This window comes from Chitinophaga agri (genome assembly GCF_010093065.1).
Lineage (GTDB): Bacteria > Bacteroidota > Bacteroidia > Chitinophagales > Chitinophagaceae > Chitinophaga > Chitinophaga agri.
Genome location: NZ_CP048113.1, coordinates 5,460,597 through 5,481,330, shown reverse-complemented (window position 1 = coordinate 5,481,330; position 20,734 = coordinate 5,460,597). Strand labels below are relative to the sequence as shown.

Genomic DNA, 20,734 nt, shown 5'->3' with positions numbered 1-20,734 from the left:
CAGTTGCGTTTAAAGCTCAACCTTTTACGCAACAGGCATTCGTAATTTTTTTGTCCATTAGGGTTGTCCGAAATCGCTTTTCGTTAACTTCAGTAAAAATTACCCCATGGCTACGAAAGCAGCATTCCACGACTACATCCGTAACGGCTATTTCTTTAAAGGTGAACACATTAAACTGGGATGCGCCATGCTGGATGGCGACGTTGTAACCGGTGCAGATGTATTCATTCCGCTGAAAACACTGAACAGACATGGCCTCATTGCCGGTGCCACCGGAACAGGTAAAACCAAAACCCTGCAGGTCATTGCAGAAGCGCTCAGTGATGCCAGCGTACCTGTGCTCCTGATGGATATTAAAGGGGATCTTAGTGGAATGGCTGCTGCCGGTACCAGTAACCCCAAAATTGAAGAACGTTATCAGAAAATAGGTGGCAGCTGGTCGCCTGCTGCCTACCCCGTAGAATTACTCTCGCTGAGCAATGAAAAAGGCGCCCGCCTGCGTGCAACCGTAAGTGAATTCGGACCAATCCTGCTCTCCAAAATACTTGAGCTGAATGATACACAGGAAGGCCTGGTATCAATGATCTTTAAATACTGTGACGATAATAAACTTCCTCTGCTCGACCTGAAAGACTTCAAAAAAGTACTGCAATATGTAAGTGATGAAGGAAAAGCTGCCATGGAAAAAGACTACGGTAAGATATCTACGACTTCTGCCGGTACCATTCTCAGGAAAGTCATAGGACTGGAACAGCAGGGCGCTGACCTGTTCTTTGGCGAAGCTTCATTTGAAGTAGACGATCTTATGCGCATCAGTGATGACGGACGTGGTATGATCTCTATTGTAAGAGTAGCCGATATCCAGGACCGCCCAAAACTGTTTTCCACCTTCATGTTAAGCCTCCTGGCTGAACTCTATGCCACCCTTCCGGAAGAAGGAGACCTGGAAAAACCAAAACTGGTCATGTTCATTGATGAAGCACACCTCATTTTCCAGGAGGCCAGTACTGCCCTGCTGCAACAGATAGAAACTATCATTAAACTGATCCGGTCAAAAGGTGTCGGCATCTTCTTCTGTACACAAAACCCTATGGACGTCCCTCCTGCAGTGCTGGGACAACTCGGTATGAAGGTACAGCATGCACTGCGCGCATTTACTGCGAATGACAGGAAGGCGATCAAACAGACAGCTGAGAACTATCCGCTATCGGAATACTATAAAACAGATGACCTCCTGACGCAGATAGGTATAGGTGAAGCCCTCTTTACCTGCCTCAATGAAAAAGGCCAGCCTACGCCCCTCGCCGCAACCATGCTTGTATCGCCACGCTCCCGTATGGATGTGTTGACTGACGCAGAAGCCGAAGCACTTGTTCATACATCTAAACTGGTGAAGAAATATAACCGGGAAGTGGACAATGAAAGCGCTTATGAGATCCTGACCGCTAAACTCGAGGAAGCAGCGGAAAAATCAACAGCAGCGAAAGAGGAAAATGCGGCAGCTAAAGGCAATAGTGGCAAAAAGAAAGAAGAGAAAGGCGTGCTGGAAACCGTACTCACCAGCTCCACTGCCAGACAGGTAGGTCGTACCGCCGCCAATATCATTACCCGTAGTCTGCTGGGCGCCCTTGGGCTGGGTGGCAAAAGCAGTAAGAAAGAAAGTAGCTGGTTCTGAACATTCAAATAACGGCTAAATTTCAAACCGGATGCACCGGGATTGCCTTTACTACCGTCCTGCCTATAAAAACTGGCTAATAAGGCTAAAAACAGGTAAATCTGAATGTCTTTACAGCGCTCCCGATCGTTCATAGCCATATACCAGGAAGGAAGCGTGTTACTCACTGGTTATTGAGTAATCATTCAGTACGCAAAAGCTGGGGTAACTGAATGTGAATACCTGGTTGGAAAGGTCCGCCCGGTCCAGGATATGCCTGATCTGATCCAACGTTCTTTCAATACTGTCATACAGGGAGGTATATAAATGTTCACCTGCAGGGGTGTATACTTCTGATAAGACCACCTTCTGCATTCCTATATCGTATCTTCTGCTCTGATCACAATAACGGGCGATCAGTTCATGCTGCTCCTGCCTGGAAAACTCCTCCTTTAAACGGAACAGTATATCGAAGCATTGCACACGCCTTGCTACCGTAAACAAACTGTGGAAAGCATCATAAATGTTTCCCGGATCAGCTACTGCCCCTGTATAATCTGATAACTGCTTTAACTCAGGATTGATCAGAAAATATTCATGCCTGTCAAAAAGGTAAGCGTTCAGCATATTATGCGACCATTGATGTACCAGGTCATCCAGAAAAAAGGCGACACTACTGCGCTCATTCGCATTTATAAAGATCGTTCCCTGAAGATCGCTGGCTACAAAGCTGTCGACAGACGCACTGTCGAAGATCACGATCTTTCCGTTCGTCATGCATACCAGGCGATAGAATACAGGACAATGCGTGGCTATAAGCCGGATAGCACGCTCCAGGTTACTGCGCTGTAATAGGCTGATATTGTAAGTATCAATTCCAGTGACATCGACTACCTGGTGCTCCTGGAATGGCTTAAAATATTGGTAGAACAACGGATGATTAAATGGCAACAACTCGAAATCACCTGCCTTCTGTAAAGGCACAAAAGTGTGTGGTAATAGTTTATCCCCTGCCCTTACTTCAAAGATAGCACCACCTCTGTAACGGACCTTCGCCTTTTCAACAGGCACCTCCCCTCTCAGACAGATACTACCCATATTCGGCAGATAAGCGATACCATGTGGATCAAACACCACCGGAAATGTATTCGGGCGCAGTTCTTCAGACATATATCCAAATAACAGTTGCTGCAGGGAAGGGCGATGGGAAGCCGTAACATTATTAAAATAGGCAAACAACAGTGGCTCTAAAAAGATACGGTCATCATCAATCTCCAGTAGAGATATAATGTCTTCATCCTCTTCATATACCCGTAGTTTTATTGTTTGCGCGAGCGCTGCCAGTTTGTCCTGCAGCTTGAGATCATCTATGAAATCTGTCGCAGGACCCGGTCTCCGTGAGGTATTAAGGGGAAACATATCTGATGTAGGTAATTATTTTTGCAGGGTTCGGTCTTGGTTTTAAGGGTCTTACACGTTAGTTCAGTTTATCTTTATTCCTCTCGTTATATCGTCTTACCAATTTAACTACATTTTACCATCTCCCCAAAAAAACAACTGCACATTTTCTTTAAATTTACTTTATCTATAACCCTCAAAAGCATTTTATGAAGACATTAGTTGTAACCCTTTTTGTAAGCTTCGCTTTCCTATCTACTCAGGCACAGACAAACACACCACCACCAGCATCAGCCCCTACTGCCACAACAGCTGCGGAACACCCTGCAGATGCTAAGATAAAATTCAAAAAAGAGAATGTTGACTTCGGTACTACACCATTCAACAAACCCGTGACCATCAACTTTGAATTTACCAATGTGGAGAAACAACCTGTACTGATAGAGAATGTACGTACCAGCTGTGGCTGCACGGCTCCCACCTGGACAAAAGCACCCGTACTGCCAGGTAAGACAGGCACTGTGACTACTACCTATTCAGCCAATTCTGTTGGCCAGCAGCATAAAACGATCTGGGTGAAGATCAAAGGGGTGGAGCAGGAAAAAGAGCTACACCTTACCGGAACCGTACAGAACTAAACATCAGCACTTCGCTTCAACGCCTGGCAGCGTCCGGAATACGGCCGTTTTGCCAGGCATTGTTATTTTAGTCACTACCTGTCATACATTTTATTGATATCATTTCTCAATATTCACTATCTTATTGCCTCAACAGATCAAACTAAAGATTACATGGAAAAAATCATCAAAACCGGCATATGCGCGTATGGTATGTCAGGCCACGTTTTTCACGCACCTTTTATTCATGTACATCCAGGATTTTCATTCACGGCTGTAGTGGAAAGAAGTAAACACATGGCACAGGAAAGATATCCTGATGTGAAAGTGTATAAGAGCGTGGAAGAAATGCTCCAGGATGATAGCCTGGAACTGATCATTGTAAATACACCTAACTATACACACTATGAGTATGCAAAAGCTGCACTGAATGCAGGCAAACATGTCATCGTGGAAAAACCTTTTACAGTCGCTTCCGCAGAAGGTCAGGAACTCGTAGAACTGGCTAAGAGCAAAGGACTGTTAATAAGCGTATATCATAACAGACGTTTTGATAGTGACTTCAAAATTGTACGACAGGTGATCGCCAGTGGTGATCTCGGAGACATCCTCGAAGCAGAGATCCATTATGACCGTTACCGTGAAGAGCTGAGTTATAAGAAACATAAAGAAGCCGCTTTACCGGGAACCGGTGGTCTCTATGACCTTGGATCACACCTGGTAGATCAGGGGCTGCAGCTGTTCGGTATGCCGGATGCTGTATGGGCCGATATCCGTATCATCCGCAAAGAATCTCTGGTAGATGACTATTTTGAACTGGTGTTCTTCTATGATAAACTGCGTGTACGACTGAAATGCAGTTACATCACCAGGGAACCTATTCCCTCCTACCAGTTCCATGGCCGTCTGGGTTCCTTTATCAAAACAAAAGCAGATACGCAGGAAACCATGCTGCAACAGGGACTAATGCCTGGTGCACCGGGATGGGGTGAAGAAGGTATCCATGAGTGGGGACTGTTACATACCGCGAAAGATGGAGAAGTGATCAGAAAATACCTGCCTTCTCCGAAAGGCAATTACCTGGAGTATTTTGATGGTATGCATGCCGCATTAACAAAAGGCGCACCGGTGCCGGTTGAACCATCTGATGCTGTGAATGTCATCCGTATTATTGAAGCTGCTTTTGAAAGTAGCAAAGCAGGTAAGATCATTAAACTGTAAACAGTTAGCTGCTATAAGAAAGAGGCATTCTGTGAACAGAATGCCTCTTTCTTATAGCAGTTAATATTACTTCAGGTATACCTTTCCATCTGCATCCCTGCCCGCTTTTTCCTCCAATATCAGGAACTGCATCACTTCCAGCAAAACGTCTTCTTCTATGTCAGGTAAGCTATTACGAACGGCAAGCCAGTCCGCAGGTTGCTTATCCAGTTGCGCGACCAGCTGCTCGGCCACCGTGCCACCTGTTTTGCCGTCCAGTGGCCGTTTTCTCTTTTCAATACATATGTCACAGGTTCCACACGGTGCTGCATTCTTTTCACCGAAATAACGCACCAGCATCTGTGTACGACAGATATCCCTGTTCCTGACGTAATCTATCATAGCATCCAGGCGAATTTTATATGCCTGCATACGTTCCCTTATCCTGTCTGCATCTATCCGCAAATGTTGTGCAGAAACCCTTTCCTGCGAAAAGCACAACTGCGGTTCTTCCTTTCGTTGATTGTATTTGATAATACCCCGCTGATGCAATTGCTGCAACCAATGTACCACCTGCGTTTCCGACTGTCTTAACAGGCGTGCCAGTTGCTTTTCATACACCGGTACAGGCGTATCAAAAATCCCTTCATACGTGCGCAACAATGTTTGTGTCACCGGCTCAAATGCAGGCTGCATATCCGTAAAGTCATACAAGGTTCTTTTACTGATCACAAATTCCACACGGGACGGCATGAAGACGCTCTCACTCAATTGAAGGATACCTTCTTGTTCCAGTATCCGCAAAGAACTATAAGCAATGGTTATATTCAGATTAAACTTTCGTACAAAATCGTTGATGTCAAAATCATAATAAATGCCTTCTGCACTACCTACGGGCACCTGCAGATAATTCACCAGTGCCTGATACACGTCGCGTATTTCCGGTATCTCCGGGAATTGCAGGCGCAGGGCTTTCTGCATCTCGCTGAGCTCTTGTTGCTGATACAACATCACTGCATACGCCTTCTTCTCATCTCTGCCCGCACGGCCAGCCTCCTGATAATATGCCTCCAGCCCATCTGTTGCTTCATAGTGTATAACAACGCGCACATCCGGCTTATCGATACCCATACCAAAGGCATTGGTACAGGCCATTACCCTGATACGGTTACTGATCCACAACTCCTGACGAACCGTACGTTCTTCCCCCGTCAGTCCCGCATGATAATAAGTAGCTGCTATACCTTCCTGCTCCAGCATATCGGCGATCTCGCGGGTACGCTTCCGGTTACGGCAATATACAATAGCGCTACCCTGCACACGCTGCAGGATGTGCACCAGCTTTTCTGGCTTATTATCTTCTTCAATAACACTATAGGAAAGATTGGCGCGTGTAAAGCTCTTGGTAAAGATGGAGGGATGCCGCATGAGCAGCTTGTCACAGATATCCCGCTGTACTTCCGGTGTCGCAGATGCCGTCAGTGCCAACACAGGTACCCCCGGGAAATGATTCCTGATGGTGGCTATCTCCAGGTATGCAGGTCTGAAATCATATCCCCACTGGGATATACAATGCGCTTCATCAATAGCCAGCAGGTTCACCGGCATACCATCACAGTATTCGAGGAACCGGTTACTTTGCAGGCGCTCAGGAGAGACATACAGGAACTTATACTTTCCCCTTCTGGCTTCTTCCAGCAAGCGCTCCACATCCTGATAAAACATGCCTGCATAAATCGCTACCGCAGGAATATTCCGTTTCTTCAGATTGGCTACCTGGTCTTTCATCAACGCAATAAGCGGTGTCACTACCAGGCATATACCAGGTTTCATCAGTGCCGGTACCTGGAAACAGATAGACTTGCCACCACCGGTGGGCAGCAGTGCAAGGGTATCTTTCCCATTGATGATAGCCTGGATGATGTCTTCCTGTAAAGGACGGAACTGATCGTATCCCCAGTATTTTTTAAGTATGTCAGATGGATGAGCCATATTGGTGCAGGCGTAAATTTAAAGAATTGTCTACATCTGCACGAAAGGGTTATCAGATGACCTTTTTATAACGTAATCTGACAGAGTTTACTGCAAGTACGATATCTGACAAGGCCATTACTCCTGCGCCGGAAATCGGGCTTAATACCCCTAATGCTGCGAATGGGATCGCAATGATGTTATAGATGAATGCCCAGAAGAGATTCTGTTTTATAGTCAGATAGGTATGGCGTCCCAACCCCAGGGCCAGTGGCAGCGAGGAAAGGCGGTTGTTCAGTAGTATCACATTCGCACTCTGCATAGCCACATGCGTAGCATCGCTCAGAGAGATGCCAATGCTCGCTCTTGCCAGGGCTGGTGCATCATTGATGCCATCTCCTACCATGGCTACAGCAGCCTCTTTCATGAGTGCATCTATCTTTTGCAGCTTCTGCTCCGGCGACTGTCCGGCAAACACTTCCGTAATACCTACCTGTGCTGCCAGTTCCCGGCATTTCCGCTCAGTATCGCCACTCAGTAACACGGTACTGATACCACGGCTTTGCAGCTGTTGTACCATTTGTACGGCATCTGGTCTGATCTCATCTGTAAGATCTATCCAGCCAACAAGTTGCCCGTTCTTCAGCAAATAAATGTTATGACTGTCATCTTGTGTAGCCTGCTCCGCCATCGCATAGGAACCTAACTGCCACTCATTACCCTGACCGTCCTTCGCCTGCATACCCCGGCCTTTGATCTCCCTGACCTGCAACAGGCCCGCTTCTCCCTGCCCTTTCCACAAACCTGACAATGAGCGGGCTATCGGATGTGAAGAATATTTCTCCAGACTATATACCGTGGCCTTGAACTCCTGCTCTGTCATGCCTTCAAAATGGTAATTCCCTAGCTGAAGTTTGCCTGTTGTGAGGGTACCTGTTTTGTCCAGCACAACATATTTAATATCCTTGAAGGCTTCCAGTGTATTAGCCCCTTTTATGAGTATACCATTGTTAGCTGCACGACCCAGTCCTACCATGACCGCGGCAGGAGTAGCCAGCCCCATAGCACATGGGCAGGCGATGACCAGTACAGCGATGCTTTTCATGATCGCTTCTCCTGTCGTGACATGACCGAAAAGCAGCCATCCCAGGAATGTAACAACCGCAATGCCCAGTACTGTCGGTACAAAGATGGCACTGATCCTGTCGGCGAGCTTTTGCATGTTCGGCTTGCTGCCCTGTGCCTGTTTGACCAGTTCTATGATATAGGACAACACGGTATCCTTACCAGTAGCAGTAATGAACATCTTGATACTACCATCTTCCATGATGGTACCACCAATGGCTTTATCCTTTTCTTTTTTGGCGACCGGCGCACTCTCCCCCGTTATCATGGACTCGTTAATATGCCCGCCACCCCAGTAAATAGTACCGTCCATCGGAATTTTGTCGCCTGAGTTGACCAGCACTTTATCCCCTGGTTTCAGTGTCTGGTTATCCACAATATTGATATGTTCATGATTGTCGTGGTCTGTAATGAGCCGTGCGGTGGTTACCTGCATTCTCGCCAGATCCGCGATAGCCGTTGTGGTTTGTTTTACAGAACGTTCTTCCAGCAGATTGCCCAGGAATACCAGGGTGATAATGGCGGCAGCTGTTTCATAGAACATATAGTCGCTGCCCAGATTGAGCAATGTGCCCGTCAGGCTATAGCCATAGGCGGCCGTCGCACCGAGGGTAATAAGTACATCCATATTGGCCAGTTTGTTCACCAGTGACCTCCAGGCGCTACGTCCGAAATGCCATAGCCCCATCAGGTAAACGGGAGTAGACAACGCCAGCTGTATATACGGGTTGTGCAACCATGCCCAGTGTACCCACATATGCAGTAACAGGGGGGCGGTAAATATGGCACAGAAAAAGAATTTGAAAGTAAGGGTGTTCAGAAATGCAGCAGGTGACTGCGGTTCGTCAGGGAGTACTATCTGGTATCCCATCTGGTTGATGCCTTTCAGTACGTCATTAGCAGAAGTAATGCCTTCCGGCAGGGTAAAACGCAGTTCTTCGGTAGCGAAACTTACGTTCACATCCTGCATGCCTTTATTTTCCAGGTATCTTGACACCGATTGCGCGCAATTGGTGCAATGCATGCCTCTTACTTTACAACTGATCGTTTCCATGATTCTACTGAATATTATTAATATCAAAATACCTCTACAAAGGTACCTACGACTATTTTACGCGAATAAAATATTAATGCAACTGAGTATCGACGCATCCGCTTATCATACAGATTATCAATCCATTCCGGCACCTGGCACTTTTAATGCAACACTGTAGCAACCAATGATATAGTATTTAGCTAAATTTACTCCATGGAATGGACATTTTCGCAGGAAGAGCTGTCTGCCACAGCAGCCAGTTTCTGGCAACATTACAAGGGGCAACATATATTTACCCTGGAAGGGCCGATGGGTGCAGGTAAGACCACATTTGTCAAAGCGCTCTGCGCTGCCAGAGGCGTAGAAGATGCTACTGCCAGTCCGACGTTTTCCATTATCAACGAGTATGCTTTTAGTGAAAACGGTCAGCAGTACAGCATCTACCACCTTGACCTTTACCGTTTAAAAGATGAGGAAGAAGCTATAGCCGCCGGCGTGGAAGACACATTATACCGCGAGCATGCGATCAGTTTCGTAGAATGGCCTGACATCATCAGTGACCTGCTACCGCCTGAAACAGTACGGCTGCAATTATCAGTGTTACCAGATAAAAAAAGGCTTTTACGCGTCGGATAATGCTTTTCAACAAATGACGTATCTTTGAATACTCGGAAAAAATCACCCGGACCAATCTTGATAATCATATGGAGCAAAGGCAAAAACCTGTTGTGAGTGCTGGCTTTACATATTCACCACTGGAAGAAACGCTGGATATTCCTCAAAAAAATTCCCGTTTATTTATAGGCATACCTAAAGAAACCTCCTTCCAGGAAAACCGTATTGCATTAACACCTGATGCGGTAAGTATCTTAGCCAGCAACGGGCATCACATAGTGGTTGAACATAAGGCCGGAGACGGCTCCCACTTTTATGATACCGACTACTCAGAGGCCGGCGCCGAAATTATTTATGACAAGAAAGAGGTCTTCAAAGCAGAGATCATTGTAAAATCAGCTCCGCTCAATGATGAAGAAATTGAATTGCTGCATCCTCACCAGATCGTCATCTCCCCTATTCATCTTGCTGCGCTCAAGATTGAGCAGGTACAGAAAATGATGGAGAAAAGGATCACCCTGCTCTCTTTCGAAAACCTGAAAGATGATGCAGGCACTTATCCGATCGTCAGGGCTATGAGTGAAATTGCCGGAGGCGCAGTCATGCTGCTCGCCGGTCAGTACCTCAGTAATGGTAATAAAGGAAAAGGTATTCTGTTAGGTGGTGTAACGGGTATTCCTCCTACCAAAGTAGTGATCATTGGTGCCGGCATAGTGGGGGAATTTGCAGCCAGAACTGCCATGGCACTGGGTGCATCTGTAAAAGTATTTGACAATAACATCTATAAACTGAAACGTCTGCAGAACAACATTGGTGTACGTATATTCACCTCTGTGATGCAGCCCAAAGTGCTGGCCGAGCAGCTACGTAATGCGGATGTCGCTGTCGGAGCACTCTCTTCTCAGAATGGCCGTACCCCTATCGTGGTGACAGAATCAATGGTCAGCAATATGAAGGCCGGCTCTGTAATCGTTGACGTCAGTATAGACCGTGGTGGTTGCTTCGAAACCTCAGAGATCACCAGTCATGAAAACCCGGTGTTTAAAAAATATGATGTTGTACACTACTGCGTACCTAATATCCCATCAGGATTCGCCCGTACAGCATCAGAAGCAATTAGTAATGTACTGATGCCGCTGTTGCTGGAGGCTGCTGACGATGGCGGCTTTGAGAACCTTGTATGGATCAAGCGCGGTGTTCGTAACGGTATCTACCTGTACAAAGGCGCACTGACCAACTACCACCTCAGTGAGAAATTCAAATTAAAGTATACAGATCTGGAGCTGCTGCTCGCCGTAAAAGGTTAGCGGGAATAACGCAGTAAAAAGAAGCCCCGCCATTTACGCGCGGGGCCCGTTATAAAAAAGAAACGTCAGGATTAAACACTTAACTTATATCCCATGCCGATAGCGGCCAGGATAGCGATACCTACCGCAATACGGTAATATCCCCATACTCTGAAACCATACTTTTTCAGGGCATTGATGAAAAACTTAATAGCGATCATTGCTACGATGAATGCTACCACGTTACCTATCAACAGGAGTTTCAGGTTTTCGGTATTAGACATCAGCAACTCACGGCCTTTCAGCAGTTTGTAGCCTGTTGCCGCTGCCATAGTTGGTACAGCCAGGAAGAAGGAAAATTCGGCCGCTACGTTACGGGTCAGCTTCTGCTGCATGCCACCGATAATAGTAGCCGCACTACGGCTTACCCCTGGTATCATCGCCACACACTGCCAGAATCCGATACGCAGCGCTTTAAACAGGCTCATATCTTCATCCTTTTCGATGGTGGGCTGCTTAAACCAGTTATCTACAAACAACAGTACCACACCTCCGGCCAGCAAAGTAATACCTACTACCAGCGGACTTTCCAGCAGGTCGTCGATCTTATCTGCAAACAGGTATCCTACTATCAATGCAGGCAGTACTGCTACTACCAGTTTAATGTAGAAGTTAACCCGGTTCTTATCAAATACCAGGAATTTCTTCCAATACAATACCACTACCGCCAGAATAGCACCCAACTGGATACACACTTCAAACAGCTTGGTAAATTCGTCTTTGTTGAGATTTAACAATGCACTGGTGATCACCATGTGCCCTGTAGATGATACAGGTAAAAATTCAGTTAATCCTTCTACAATTGCAATAATAATCGCCTGCCAAAGTTCCATGACAATTTAAATGGGTTTAAAAACGCTGAGGTTGTTTGTTATCAAAAAAAAGGCGATGAATGCTCATCGCCATATGAAAGTTCATATTTTCTTAGCTGGCTTATTTAGGCCTGCGCATAATAGCGTAGATCTCCACCACCAGTCCCAGTAAAATAACAATGGGAGCCAGGGTGATACGACGGAAGCTATATACTTCTTCCGGCTTGAAGCTGTTAGGATCGTCACTGGCGCCTCCCATCATTAACAGGAAGCCTACTACCACGATTGCAAGACCCGCAATCATGATCTTGTAATTCTCCTTCGGAAATACAGCGCGGATGTCTGCATCTGCTTTGTCAACATTGATATGCTTAGTTGCTTTACTCATATTTATAGTATGGTGTAATTATCAGATTAATAAAGGTCGTCCAGTTTTAAACGCAGGTACTTCATTACTGAGCGGTGCGTACTCACCAGGGAGATACAGATACCGATAATGATCATGCCTATGAATAATACGGCTGTCATGAAATAGTCCCTCATGCCTGCCAGTTCCGGCAGCAGCTGGTCTGCAAAGTAGATGATGCCGATCAGTCCTGCTATAGCCAGCAGTGCGCTGATCGCTCCATTTATAATGCTTCTGAGGTCGAACGGCTTGGCAATGAACCATCTTGTAGCACCTACCATCTGCATCGTCTTGATCAGGAAGCGGTTGCTGAACATGGCCAGGCGGATGGTATTGTCGATCAGTACGATCACAACCAGCGCCAGCAGCGCACAGATGCCCAGTATCACCAGTCCGATCTTACGCACGTTCTCATTCAGCTTACTTACCAGTCCGCGCTGATAAGAGATCTCTCTTACGATGCTCTGCTGTGCCAGGTTCTCCTCAATTATTTTCAGGCTGTCCGGGTTCACATAGCGGGCATTCCCCTTAATATTGATACTCGCGTATAATGGGTTATATTGTAAGAGTGTGATGAAATCCTCACCAAATTCCTTCTTGAAACGTTCACCGGCCATATCCTTAGATACGTATTCGATAGATTTCACATAAGGACGGGTGGCGATAGAATCACGGAGGGCAATCGCTTGTTCCTCTTTCACGTTATCCCTCAGAATCACCTGTATTTCAATGCTTTCCTTAAAGAATTCACTCAGTTTATTGGCATGGATAACTATTAGTCCCAACGTTCCCAGCAGGAAAAGGACAAGAGCTACCCCAATAATAGAGTACAAATAGGAAGGTTTAGATTTTTTTGATGATGATCTGCCGGGTTGCTGCGCCATTAATCTACCGTTTATTGGCGAAAATAATAAAAATTAGGAGTTATGTTTACTTTTGTCATCCTTTAACGTTATTTTAAGCTGATACATGAGCAGCTGAATCAGACTCATACACAGATTAGAAAGATTATTAATTAATATATGGAATACAATTTCAGGGCGATTGAGAAAAAGTGGCAGGCACGCTGGGTGGAAACGAAGGCTTACCAGGTCAGCAACAATAGCCCCAAACCCAAATGTTACGTACTGGACATGTTCCCCTACCCATCGGGAGCGGGACTCCATGTGGGACATCCACTTGGTTACATTTCATCTGATATTTATGCCCGTTATAAACGACTAAAAGGCTTTAACGTACTCCACCCTATGGGTTGGGACGCCTTTGGTTTGCCGGCAGAGCAATATGCACTGGAAACCGGTCAGCACCCTGCTGTTACCACTACCAATAACCTGGCTGCCTTCCGCAGGCAGCTGGACAACATAGGCTTCTCCTTTGACTGGGAACGTGAAGTGAACACCAGCGATCCTGGTTATTATAAATGGACGCAGTGGATCTTCCTCCAGCTGTTCGACAGCTGGTTCAACCGCACTACCCAGAAAGCAGAGAAGATCGATACCCTGATCAGTATATTCGAACAGGCCGGTAACGCGGCCCACGAATGTCCTGGCGACCGCTACATCAAATTCACCGGCGAAGAATGGAAACAGTTCTCCGAAATACGTCAGCGTGAGATACTCATGCACTACCGGCTGGCCTACCTGGCATTTGCGGAAGTGAACTGGTGCCCCGCACTGGGTACTGTACTGGCGAATGATGAAGTAGTGAACGGTGTCAGTGAACGTGGCGGATTCCCCGTTATCAAAAAGAAAATGAGACAGTGGTTCCTCCGTATCACCGAATATGCGAACCGCCTGCTGGATGGCCTGGAAACTGTTGCCTTCAGCGATGCGATGAAAGAAATGCAGCGTAACTGGATCGGTAAGAGCCAGGGGGCTGAGATCACTTTCCAGATCGATGGTTTCGAAAATACCGGTATTACTGTTTATACTACCCGTCCTGACACCATCTTCGGGGTGGACTTCATGGTTATTGCGCCTGAGCATGACCTGGTATCGCTCATCACTACGGCTGATAAAAAAGAAGACGTAGAGAAATACCTTGACTACGTACAGAGCCGCTCCGAAAGAGAGCGCCTGGCGGAAGTAAAACAAATAACCGGCTGTTTCACAGGCGCTTATGTACTGAATCCGTTCAACGGCCAGCGTATCCCTGTATGGATCTCCGAATACGTGCTCGCTGGTTATGGTACCGGCGCGATCATGGCGGTACCTTGCGGTGATCAGCGTGATTACTCTTTTGCAAAACATTTCGATATACATATCACCAATATCATCGGTGATGCATTCAATGGTGAAGAAGCTAATGCGACCAAAGATGCGGTACTGCAAAACAGCGACTTCCTGAATGGCATGAACATGCGTGACGCCATGGATGTTGTGATCGATAAAGTAGAAGCAATGGGTATCGGTAAGCGCCAGATCAACTACAAGATGAGGGATTCCGGTTTCAGCCGCCAGCGTTACTGGGGGGAGCCGTTCCCGATCGTCTATAAGGACGGCGTGCCTTATGCACTGGACGAAAAAGAATTACCACTCACACTCCCACACGTAGAGAATTACAAACCGGGTGAAGAAGGGGAAGGTCCTCTGGCTAACATCACTGACTGGGTACAGATAGATGCGGACACCAGAAGGGAAACCAACACCATGCCTGGTTATGCAGGTAGCAGCTGGTACTTCCTCCGCTATGCCGACCCTAAAAACACGGAAACATTTGCCGGCCGCCAGGCTACTGACTACTGGAATCAGGTAGATGTATATGTAGGTGGTACAGAACACGCAGTAGGACACCTGCTGTATTCCCGTATGTGGACCAAAGCCCTGTACGACCTTGGATATATTGGCTTCCAGGAACCTTACAAGAAACTGATCAACCAGGGTATGATCGGGGGTAGCTCCCGCATGGTATATCGCCTGCGTGGCACCAATACATACGTTTCCCATGGCCTGAAAGACAAGTACGAAACCGACGAACTGCATACGGATGTGAACATCGTAGACGGTCTGGAACTGGATATTGAAGCGTTTAAGAACTGGCGCCCTGCCAATAAAGACGCCGAATTTATCCTCGAAGATGGTAAATATATCTGCGGTGTTGTCCTGGAAAAAATGAGTAAGGGAAAGTACAACACAGTCAACCCGGATGACGTGGTAGAGAAGTTCGGTGCAGATACCTTCCGTATGTACGAAATGTTCCTTGGACCGGTAGAACAGTCCAAACCATGGGATACCAAGGGTATCGAAGGCGTACACCGCTTCCTGAAAAAGCTGTGGCGCCTCTTCGCTGACGAACAGAAGGGCCTCATTGTAAAAGACGATGCTGCCACACCGGAAGAACTGAAAATACTGCACAAGACGATCCAGAAGATCGATGCTGATACCGAAAACTTCTCTTACAATACAGCTGTCAGCCAGTTCATGATCTGTGTCAATGAGCTTAGCAGCCTGAAATGTAACAAACGCAGCATACTGGAACCACTGCTGATATTACTGACGCCGTATGCACCGCATATCGCTGAAGAACTGTGGCACCTGCTGGGCAATACCTCCAGCGTACTGGATGCGCCTTACCCGGTATTTGACGAGCAGTATACCAAAGAAAGTGCGTTCACCTACCCGATAGCGGTAAATGGTAAAACACGCACCGAACTGAGCTTCCCGCTGGATGCAGATAACGCGGCTATCGAAAAAGAAGTACTGGCAAACGAAGCTGTACAGAAATGGATCGATGGTAAACCAGTAAAGAAGATCGTGATCGTAAAAGGCAGGATGATCAACCTTGTTGTTTGATCCTGAATAATATATGATTTAAAAGAGGCCTTCGCAGATGCGAAGGCCTCTTTTTTTATACCTATAGTTGTCATTTAATTCACCCTGGTCTTCATCAGGTACCGATCAGCTTACAGCCCCCTTCTAAACAGTGCCTGATCGGCTTACCAATATATCACCTCAAGGTCACCATAAGGGCACTTCAAGGGCACTTCAATATCCCGGGGATATTGAAGTGCCCTTGAAGTGCCCTTATGGTGACATATAAGTAATCATCAAGTATGAAGATCAGGCGGGGCTCAGATGGTGGGCAAATAATGTCTGAAAGGCTATTTAAAGCGCTCCCGGTCCATCATTTCCCAGATGGATATGGGAGTATCATAAAGCAAAATAGCCCGCCGGGGCGAGCCATTTACCTGTATTGTATAAAATGCTGGTATGTCCAGACGCAGCGTAAAATGAAGGAAAGCTGACGGCGGCAGGATTTACAAGTAGAAAATACGTACTTTGTCCGCCTTAACCTTTCCGCATGTTAGAGACGATCTTAGCGCGTTATCAGCCTTTTCAGCCTGTAGTATTACTTGATCCAGAAGTTGACAGCTTATTGCTGATGGACTTTACAAAGAAAAATATTGGGATTACTGCGGAAATACTCGATGATAATCAACTATTTACAAAATACATCCAGCAGGTACTGACAGACCATGACTGCACTTTTGGCATTGGTGGCTATGGAGAACACCGGACCATCTATGCCCGCAGCCATCACTTCTCTACCGGGGAAGAGCCCCGCCGCCTGCACCTGGGTATTGACATCTGGGGCCCGGTAGGCACCTATGTTTTTGCCCCTATGGACGGTATCGTTCATAGCTACCGCTTCAATGATGTCCATGGCGATTACGGAGCGACCATTATCCTGCAGCATCAGCTGGAGGGGCATACCTTTCATACCCTATATGGGCACCTTTCGGTAAAAGATCTGGAAGGCCTGCATGAAGGAATGAGGGTCGCTGCCGGACAGCTGATCGCACATTTCGGAGATCTTCATGAAAACGGCCACTGGCCTCCTCACCTGCATTTCCAGATCATCACTGACATGGAAAACAACAAAGGTGACTATCCTGGTGTGTGCCGCTACAGTGAAAGAGAAAAATACCTGCGCAACTGTCCGGACCCCGACCTCATATTACAGCTGATGCCTTAATGCTATAAACGACCACCAACAGTAGCCTTGTCTATACGGGAAGGCGTATCTTTTCCATTCACGATAGAAGTGGCGCTGGTAGCTATTGCCTGGATGATGCTGGTGATATTGTCAAAATCCATGCTGCTGATCTCATCTTTCACGCTATGGTACAGCGTGTCTTTATCGATCTGTGTAGTAGAGATCGTATGTGCAGGCACACCCAGCCTGGCAAGCGTCGCATTGTCTGAACGATAGAACAACTGCTGTTCCGGATATGGGTCAGGATGGAAACGGAATTTGGAGGAAGCCAGGTTTTTACCCAGGATCTCACCGAAATTGGAACGCTCATATCCGGTGATGAAGGCACTGTTCTTGCCGAACTTAGACTCTTTACCGATCATTTCGATATTGAACATCGCGACTATCTTCTCAGGGTCCAGCTGACGGGAGAAATAACGGGAACCGAATCCTCCGATCTCCTCACCTGTGAATGCAACAAACAGAATGCTGCGTACCGGCGGATGCTCTTTAAAGTACTTAGCCAGTAATACCACAGCCGTCACGCCACTGGCATCATCGTCAGCGCCATTGGCGATGCTGTCCTGCTCTACCGGTTTCAGGATACCAATATGATCGTAGTGGCCAGAGAATATCACATACTCATCTGGTTTACCAGTACCTGTGATCATACCAGCAATATTGAAGAGTGAAAATGGAGTGACCTGCTGCTTTGCTTCGAGCGACCAGTTATCAATTTCCCTATCCGCAGTAGCTCTTAATACAAACGCCACTGTTGCGGTACTATCCTGTTTCTCTGCGCCGTGCTGCTTCAGTGCTTTTACATATTGTCCGAACTTCTCACTATGCTCACTATCTACCCATACGATGGTAGGTGTCTCGCTGCGTTTCAGCTCTCTTACCTTCACATCGAAATTGTCTGTAGCACCGATAGTGGCGGTTTCTAATTTAGTGTCCTGCGTCCAGTTAATGGAGGGTTCTATACCGGTGATAAATGCTCTGTCACTGGATACCGGCTGACCATTTACAATCAGGTCCTGGCGCACTGGTTTAGTATCGTAGCGGGAAAATGATTGTCTGAAATCATTGTCACCTTTCAGTGGTTGCAGTCCAACGTTAGCAAATTCCTTTTCCAGGAATACGGCAGCTTTTTCTGCGCCGGGCTGGAAGGTGGCGCGGCCTTCCATATCATCAGCGGCGAGCGTGGATAATATACGTTTGACCTCTGTTTTCTTGATCTGCTGTCCCTGTGCGATCAGGGAGATCAGGCATAGCGCAGGTAATGCGAAATAATATTTTCTCATGTTGTGAACCTTTCCGGGTTACGGATATTTTGGATTGAATATATACAATATAGCAAACAAAGCGGTATACGGATATTGAGACAGCTATATTTTTGGTAACTTTCGCCCTGATATGTCTAATCCGCTAAGACCAGATGAACACCGCCCAAGCGCGGCAGAAAAGGAGTTTGAGAATAGTATCCGGCCCCGGGAAATCCTGGATTTCTCCGGGCAGGACCAGATTATTGAGAACCTGAAAATATTTATCAAGGCTGCTAAATTAAGAGAGGAAGCACTGGATCATATACTGTTCCACGGCCCTCCCGGACTGGGTAAAACAACCCTGTCGCGTATCGTAGCCAATGAAATGGGGGTTCATATCAAGGAAACTTCTGGTCCGGTGATCGAGAAGCCCGGGGATCTGGCTGGTTTGCTCACTAACCTGGAAGACAAGGACGTCCTGTTCATCGATGAAATACACCGGCTCAGTACTGTGGTGGAAGAATACCTCTATTCCGCCATGGAAGACTACCGTATCGATATCATGATAGATACCGGCCCCAGTGCCCGTTCCATACAGATCACGCTGCATCCCTTCACACTGATCGGCGCCACGACGCGTTCCGGTTTACTGACGGCGCCGTTATTATCGCGTTTTGGTATTAAATCAAGACTGGAATATTACAGCGCAGCTACGTTACAGAAGATCATCTGGAGGGCATCTGAGATCTTACATACAAAGATCACTTCGGACGCGGCAATGGAAATCGCACGCCGATCGCGTGGGACACCGCGTATTGCGAACGGACTGCTCAGAAGGGTACGCGACTTTGCACAGGTAATGGGCAATGGTACGATAGACCTGGAGATCGCACAATTTAGTCTGAAAGCCCTCAATGTAGACGAGTACGGACTGGATGAAATGGACAACCGCATTCTGCAGGTGATCATTGAAAACTTTAAAGGCGGACCAGTTGGAATCACGACCATTGCGACGGCTGTCGGAGAAGAGTCTGGTACATTGGAAGAAGTGTATGAGCCATTCCTGATACAGGAAGGTTTTATTAAGCGTACGCCAAGAGGAAGGGAAGTTACTGAAAAAGCCTATGTGCATCTGGGCAAGTCTCCCAGAGGTGGAGGCCCCGGTATGTTATTCTGATAAGCTATACAAGACTGGTATAAAAAACTAAAGGGAGCGAAAGCTCCCTTACTTGTTTCCTCCATATAACACTCTATATCCATGTTAGGACCGCGCCAGGCGCAATAATTCTCCGTTCCTGAATCATTGATTAGCCTGATGTTCATATACGCCCGGACGCTATCCCTCCTCCAACAGAGTAAGTGTAGGTTGTTGTACAGCTATTATCTTTTACATCACATAAAACTGATGATCTGTGTTCGCTACTGTTTCCGGCAGATGATGATCGTTCAGCATTTGCTTGAGATCACGTTCGATGTTCCTTGAAATAGTGGTCATCGGCGTATCCGTCGGTTTATTATCAAATGGGTCCTGAAGATGTATTGCCATCTTTTCTATCAGCAGGAACGCTGCTGCGATCGCTACTACCAGAGGCACTTCTATCAGGCCGAAATATTCTATCAATGCAAACGGCAACAGCAGTATGAAAAAGTTCATGGCAAAATGAATATACAAGCTGTATGTGGCCGGAAACACTGTATTCTTGATACGCTCACATTTACCCATTGCATCACAAAGACGACTTAATGTCTGGTCCAGCGTTACCTGCTGGAATTCGTTCAGCCAGCCCTGTTTCAGCGCATATTTCAGGTCTCTTGCATGGAGTTCAAGCAGCGCCATTGGTACGTTTGCATATTTTGCGGCATGTGCTACCTCCCTTTTAGAGATCAGTCTATCCAGCCCATCTTTACCATCCAGTCCTCTTAAAGACTGCCCCAGCGCATAACACCAGGCGATCTGCCGGCGTACCATCCGTTCTCTGAAATGATTGATCTCCTCCGAGTCATAGGCAGCATCATCTATAAAGGATAACACCTGCCTGGAGAAAGACCTGGAATCATTGACAATGGCCCCCCAGATCGTTCTTGCTTCCCACCAGCGGTCATATGCCTGATTGGAACGGAAAGCCAGTAACAGGGACAGTACAGTTCCCATGATCATTGGCACTGACAATGGAATGGCCATGTGCTTCAGGTTAAATCTGTCATGCAGTATTACGATCACTAGCGTATATATTGCTACGAGCGCGATCTCATATTTTATTTTCCCGAAAATGTACTTTAACGGGATATTTTTTTTCAGTAACATGGGGAATGGT

The 20,734-nt window shown here is 46.8% G+C and carries 16 protein-coding genes; 8 read left to right on the top strand and 8 right to left on the bottom strand.

The window, feature by feature from the left end:
* Positions 1–106 precede the first annotated feature (106 nt).
* Positions 107–1,675: a helicase HerA-like domain-containing protein gene (locus GWR21_RS21900; protein WP_162333813.1), complete on the top strand. Its 1,569-nt coding sequence runs from the start codon at positions 107–109 to the stop codon at positions 1,673–1,675.
* A gap of 159 nt (positions 1,676–1,834) precedes the next feature.
* On the opposite strand, the gene GWR21_RS21895 is transcribed toward GWR21_RS21900, so the two are convergent.
* A complete protein-coding gene (locus GWR21_RS21895) occupies positions 1,835–3,073 on the bottom strand; it encodes a hypothetical protein (protein ID WP_162333812.1) in 1,239 nt (412 codons plus the stop codon).
* Between the two features lie 188 nt (positions 3,074–3,261).
* Between GWR21_RS21895 and GWR21_RS21890 the strand changes: the two genes are divergently transcribed.
* On the top strand, positions 3,262–3,690 hold the full coding sequence (locus GWR21_RS21890; RefSeq protein WP_162333811.1) for a DUF1573 domain-containing protein: 429 nt from the start codon (positions 3,262–3,264) through the stop codon (positions 3,688–3,690).
* A gap of 153 nt (positions 3,691–3,843) precedes the next feature.
* Positions 3,844–4,890 carry a Gfo/Idh/MocA family oxidoreductase gene (locus tag GWR21_RS21885; protein WP_162333810.1) on the top strand — a complete coding sequence of 349 codons (1,047 nt, stop codon included), beginning with the start codon at positions 3,844–3,846 and terminating at the stop codon, positions 4,888–4,890.
* 66 nt (positions 4,891–4,956) lie between these two features.
* Here GWR21_RS21885 and GWR21_RS21880 read toward each other — a convergent pair whose 3' ends face one another.
* Entirely contained in the window at positions 4,957–6,861 is a 1,905-nt protein-coding gene (locus GWR21_RS21880) for a RecQ family ATP-dependent DNA helicase (RefSeq protein WP_162333809.1), read from the bottom strand.
* A gap of 52 nt (positions 6,862–6,913) precedes the next feature.
* On the bottom strand, positions 6,914–9,019 hold the full coding sequence (locus GWR21_RS21875; protein ID WP_162333808.1) for a heavy metal translocating P-type ATPase: 2,106 nt from the start codon (positions 9,017–9,019) through the stop codon (positions 6,914–6,916).
* A gap of 195 nt (positions 9,020–9,214) precedes the next feature.
* Between GWR21_RS21875 and tsaE the strand changes: the two genes are divergently transcribed.
* Both tsaE and GWR21_RS21865 read left to right on the top strand, forming a co-directional pair.
* Positions 9,215–9,637: a tRNA (adenosine(37)-N6)-threonylcarbamoyltransferase complex ATPase subunit type 1 TsaE gene (tsaE, locus tag GWR21_RS21870; protein WP_162333807.1), complete on the top strand. Its 423-nt coding sequence runs from the start codon at positions 9,215–9,217 to the stop codon at positions 9,635–9,637.
* A 68-nt stretch (positions 9,638–9,705) separates the two neighbouring features.
* Positions 9,706–10,923, top strand: a complete 1,218-nt coding sequence (locus tag GWR21_RS21865; RefSeq protein ID WP_162333806.1) for an alanine dehydrogenase — start codon at positions 9,706–9,708, stop codon at positions 10,921–10,923.
* 71 nt (positions 10,924–10,994) lie between these two features.
* Here the strand turns inward: GWR21_RS21865 and GWR21_RS21860 are convergent, their stop codons facing one another.
* The 3 genes from GWR21_RS21860 to GWR21_RS21850 form a co-directional block, all read right to left on the bottom strand.
* Positions 10,995–11,795: an undecaprenyl-diphosphate phosphatase gene (locus GWR21_RS21860; RefSeq protein ID WP_162333805.1), complete on the bottom strand. Its 801-nt coding sequence runs from the start codon at positions 11,793–11,795 to the stop codon at positions 10,995–10,997.
* Between the two features lie 100 nt (positions 11,796–11,895).
* Positions 11,896–12,162 carry a DUF3098 domain-containing protein gene (locus GWR21_RS21855; protein ID WP_162333804.1) on the bottom strand — a complete coding sequence of 89 codons (267 nt, stop codon included), beginning with the start codon at positions 12,160–12,162 and terminating at the stop codon, positions 11,896–11,898.
* Between the two features lie 26 nt (positions 12,163–12,188).
* Positions 12,189–13,013: a cell division protein FtsX gene (locus tag GWR21_RS21850; protein ID WP_162333803.1), complete on the bottom strand. Its 825-nt coding sequence runs from the start codon at positions 13,011–13,013 to the stop codon at positions 12,189–12,191.
* A 189-nt stretch (positions 13,014–13,202) separates the two neighbouring features.
* Here GWR21_RS21850 and leuS point away from each other — a divergent pair, with 189 nt between their 5' ends.
* Together leuS and GWR21_RS21840 are read left to right on the top strand one after the other, a co-directional pair.
* On the top strand, positions 13,203–15,971 hold the full coding sequence (gene leuS, locus GWR21_RS21845) for a leucine--tRNA ligase (protein ID WP_162333802.1): 2,769 nt from the start codon (positions 13,203–13,205) through the stop codon (positions 15,969–15,971).
* A gap of 508 nt (positions 15,972–16,479) precedes the next feature.
* Positions 16,480–17,154, top strand: a complete 675-nt coding sequence (locus tag GWR21_RS21840) for a peptidoglycan DD-metalloendopeptidase family protein (protein ID WP_162333801.1) — start codon at positions 16,480–16,482, stop codon at positions 17,152–17,154.
* A 2-nt stretch (positions 17,155–17,156) separates the two neighbouring features.
* Here the strand turns inward: GWR21_RS21840 and GWR21_RS21835 are convergent, their stop codons facing one another.
* Complete coding sequence (locus tag GWR21_RS21835) at positions 17,157–18,458, bottom strand: M28 family metallopeptidase (RefSeq protein WP_162333800.1); 1,302 nt, start codon at positions 18,456–18,458, stop codon at positions 17,157–17,159.
* 112 nt (positions 18,459–18,570) lie between these two features.
* Between GWR21_RS21835 and ruvB the strand changes: the two genes are divergently transcribed.
* Positions 18,571–19,596: a Holliday junction branch migration DNA helicase RuvB gene (gene ruvB, locus GWR21_RS21830; RefSeq protein WP_162333799.1), complete on the top strand. Its 1,026-nt coding sequence runs from the start codon at positions 18,571–18,573 to the stop codon at positions 19,594–19,596.
* Positions 19,597–19,806: 210 nt separating this feature from the next.
* Here the strand turns inward: ruvB and GWR21_RS21825 are convergent, their stop codons facing one another.
* The gene (locus GWR21_RS21825; RefSeq protein ID WP_162333798.1) at positions 19,807–20,724 is read right to left on the bottom strand and encodes a bestrophin family protein; all 918 of its coding nucleotides are present in this window, start codon (positions 20,722–20,724) and stop codon (positions 19,807–19,809) included.
* Positions 20,725–20,734: the final 10 nt, after the last annotated feature.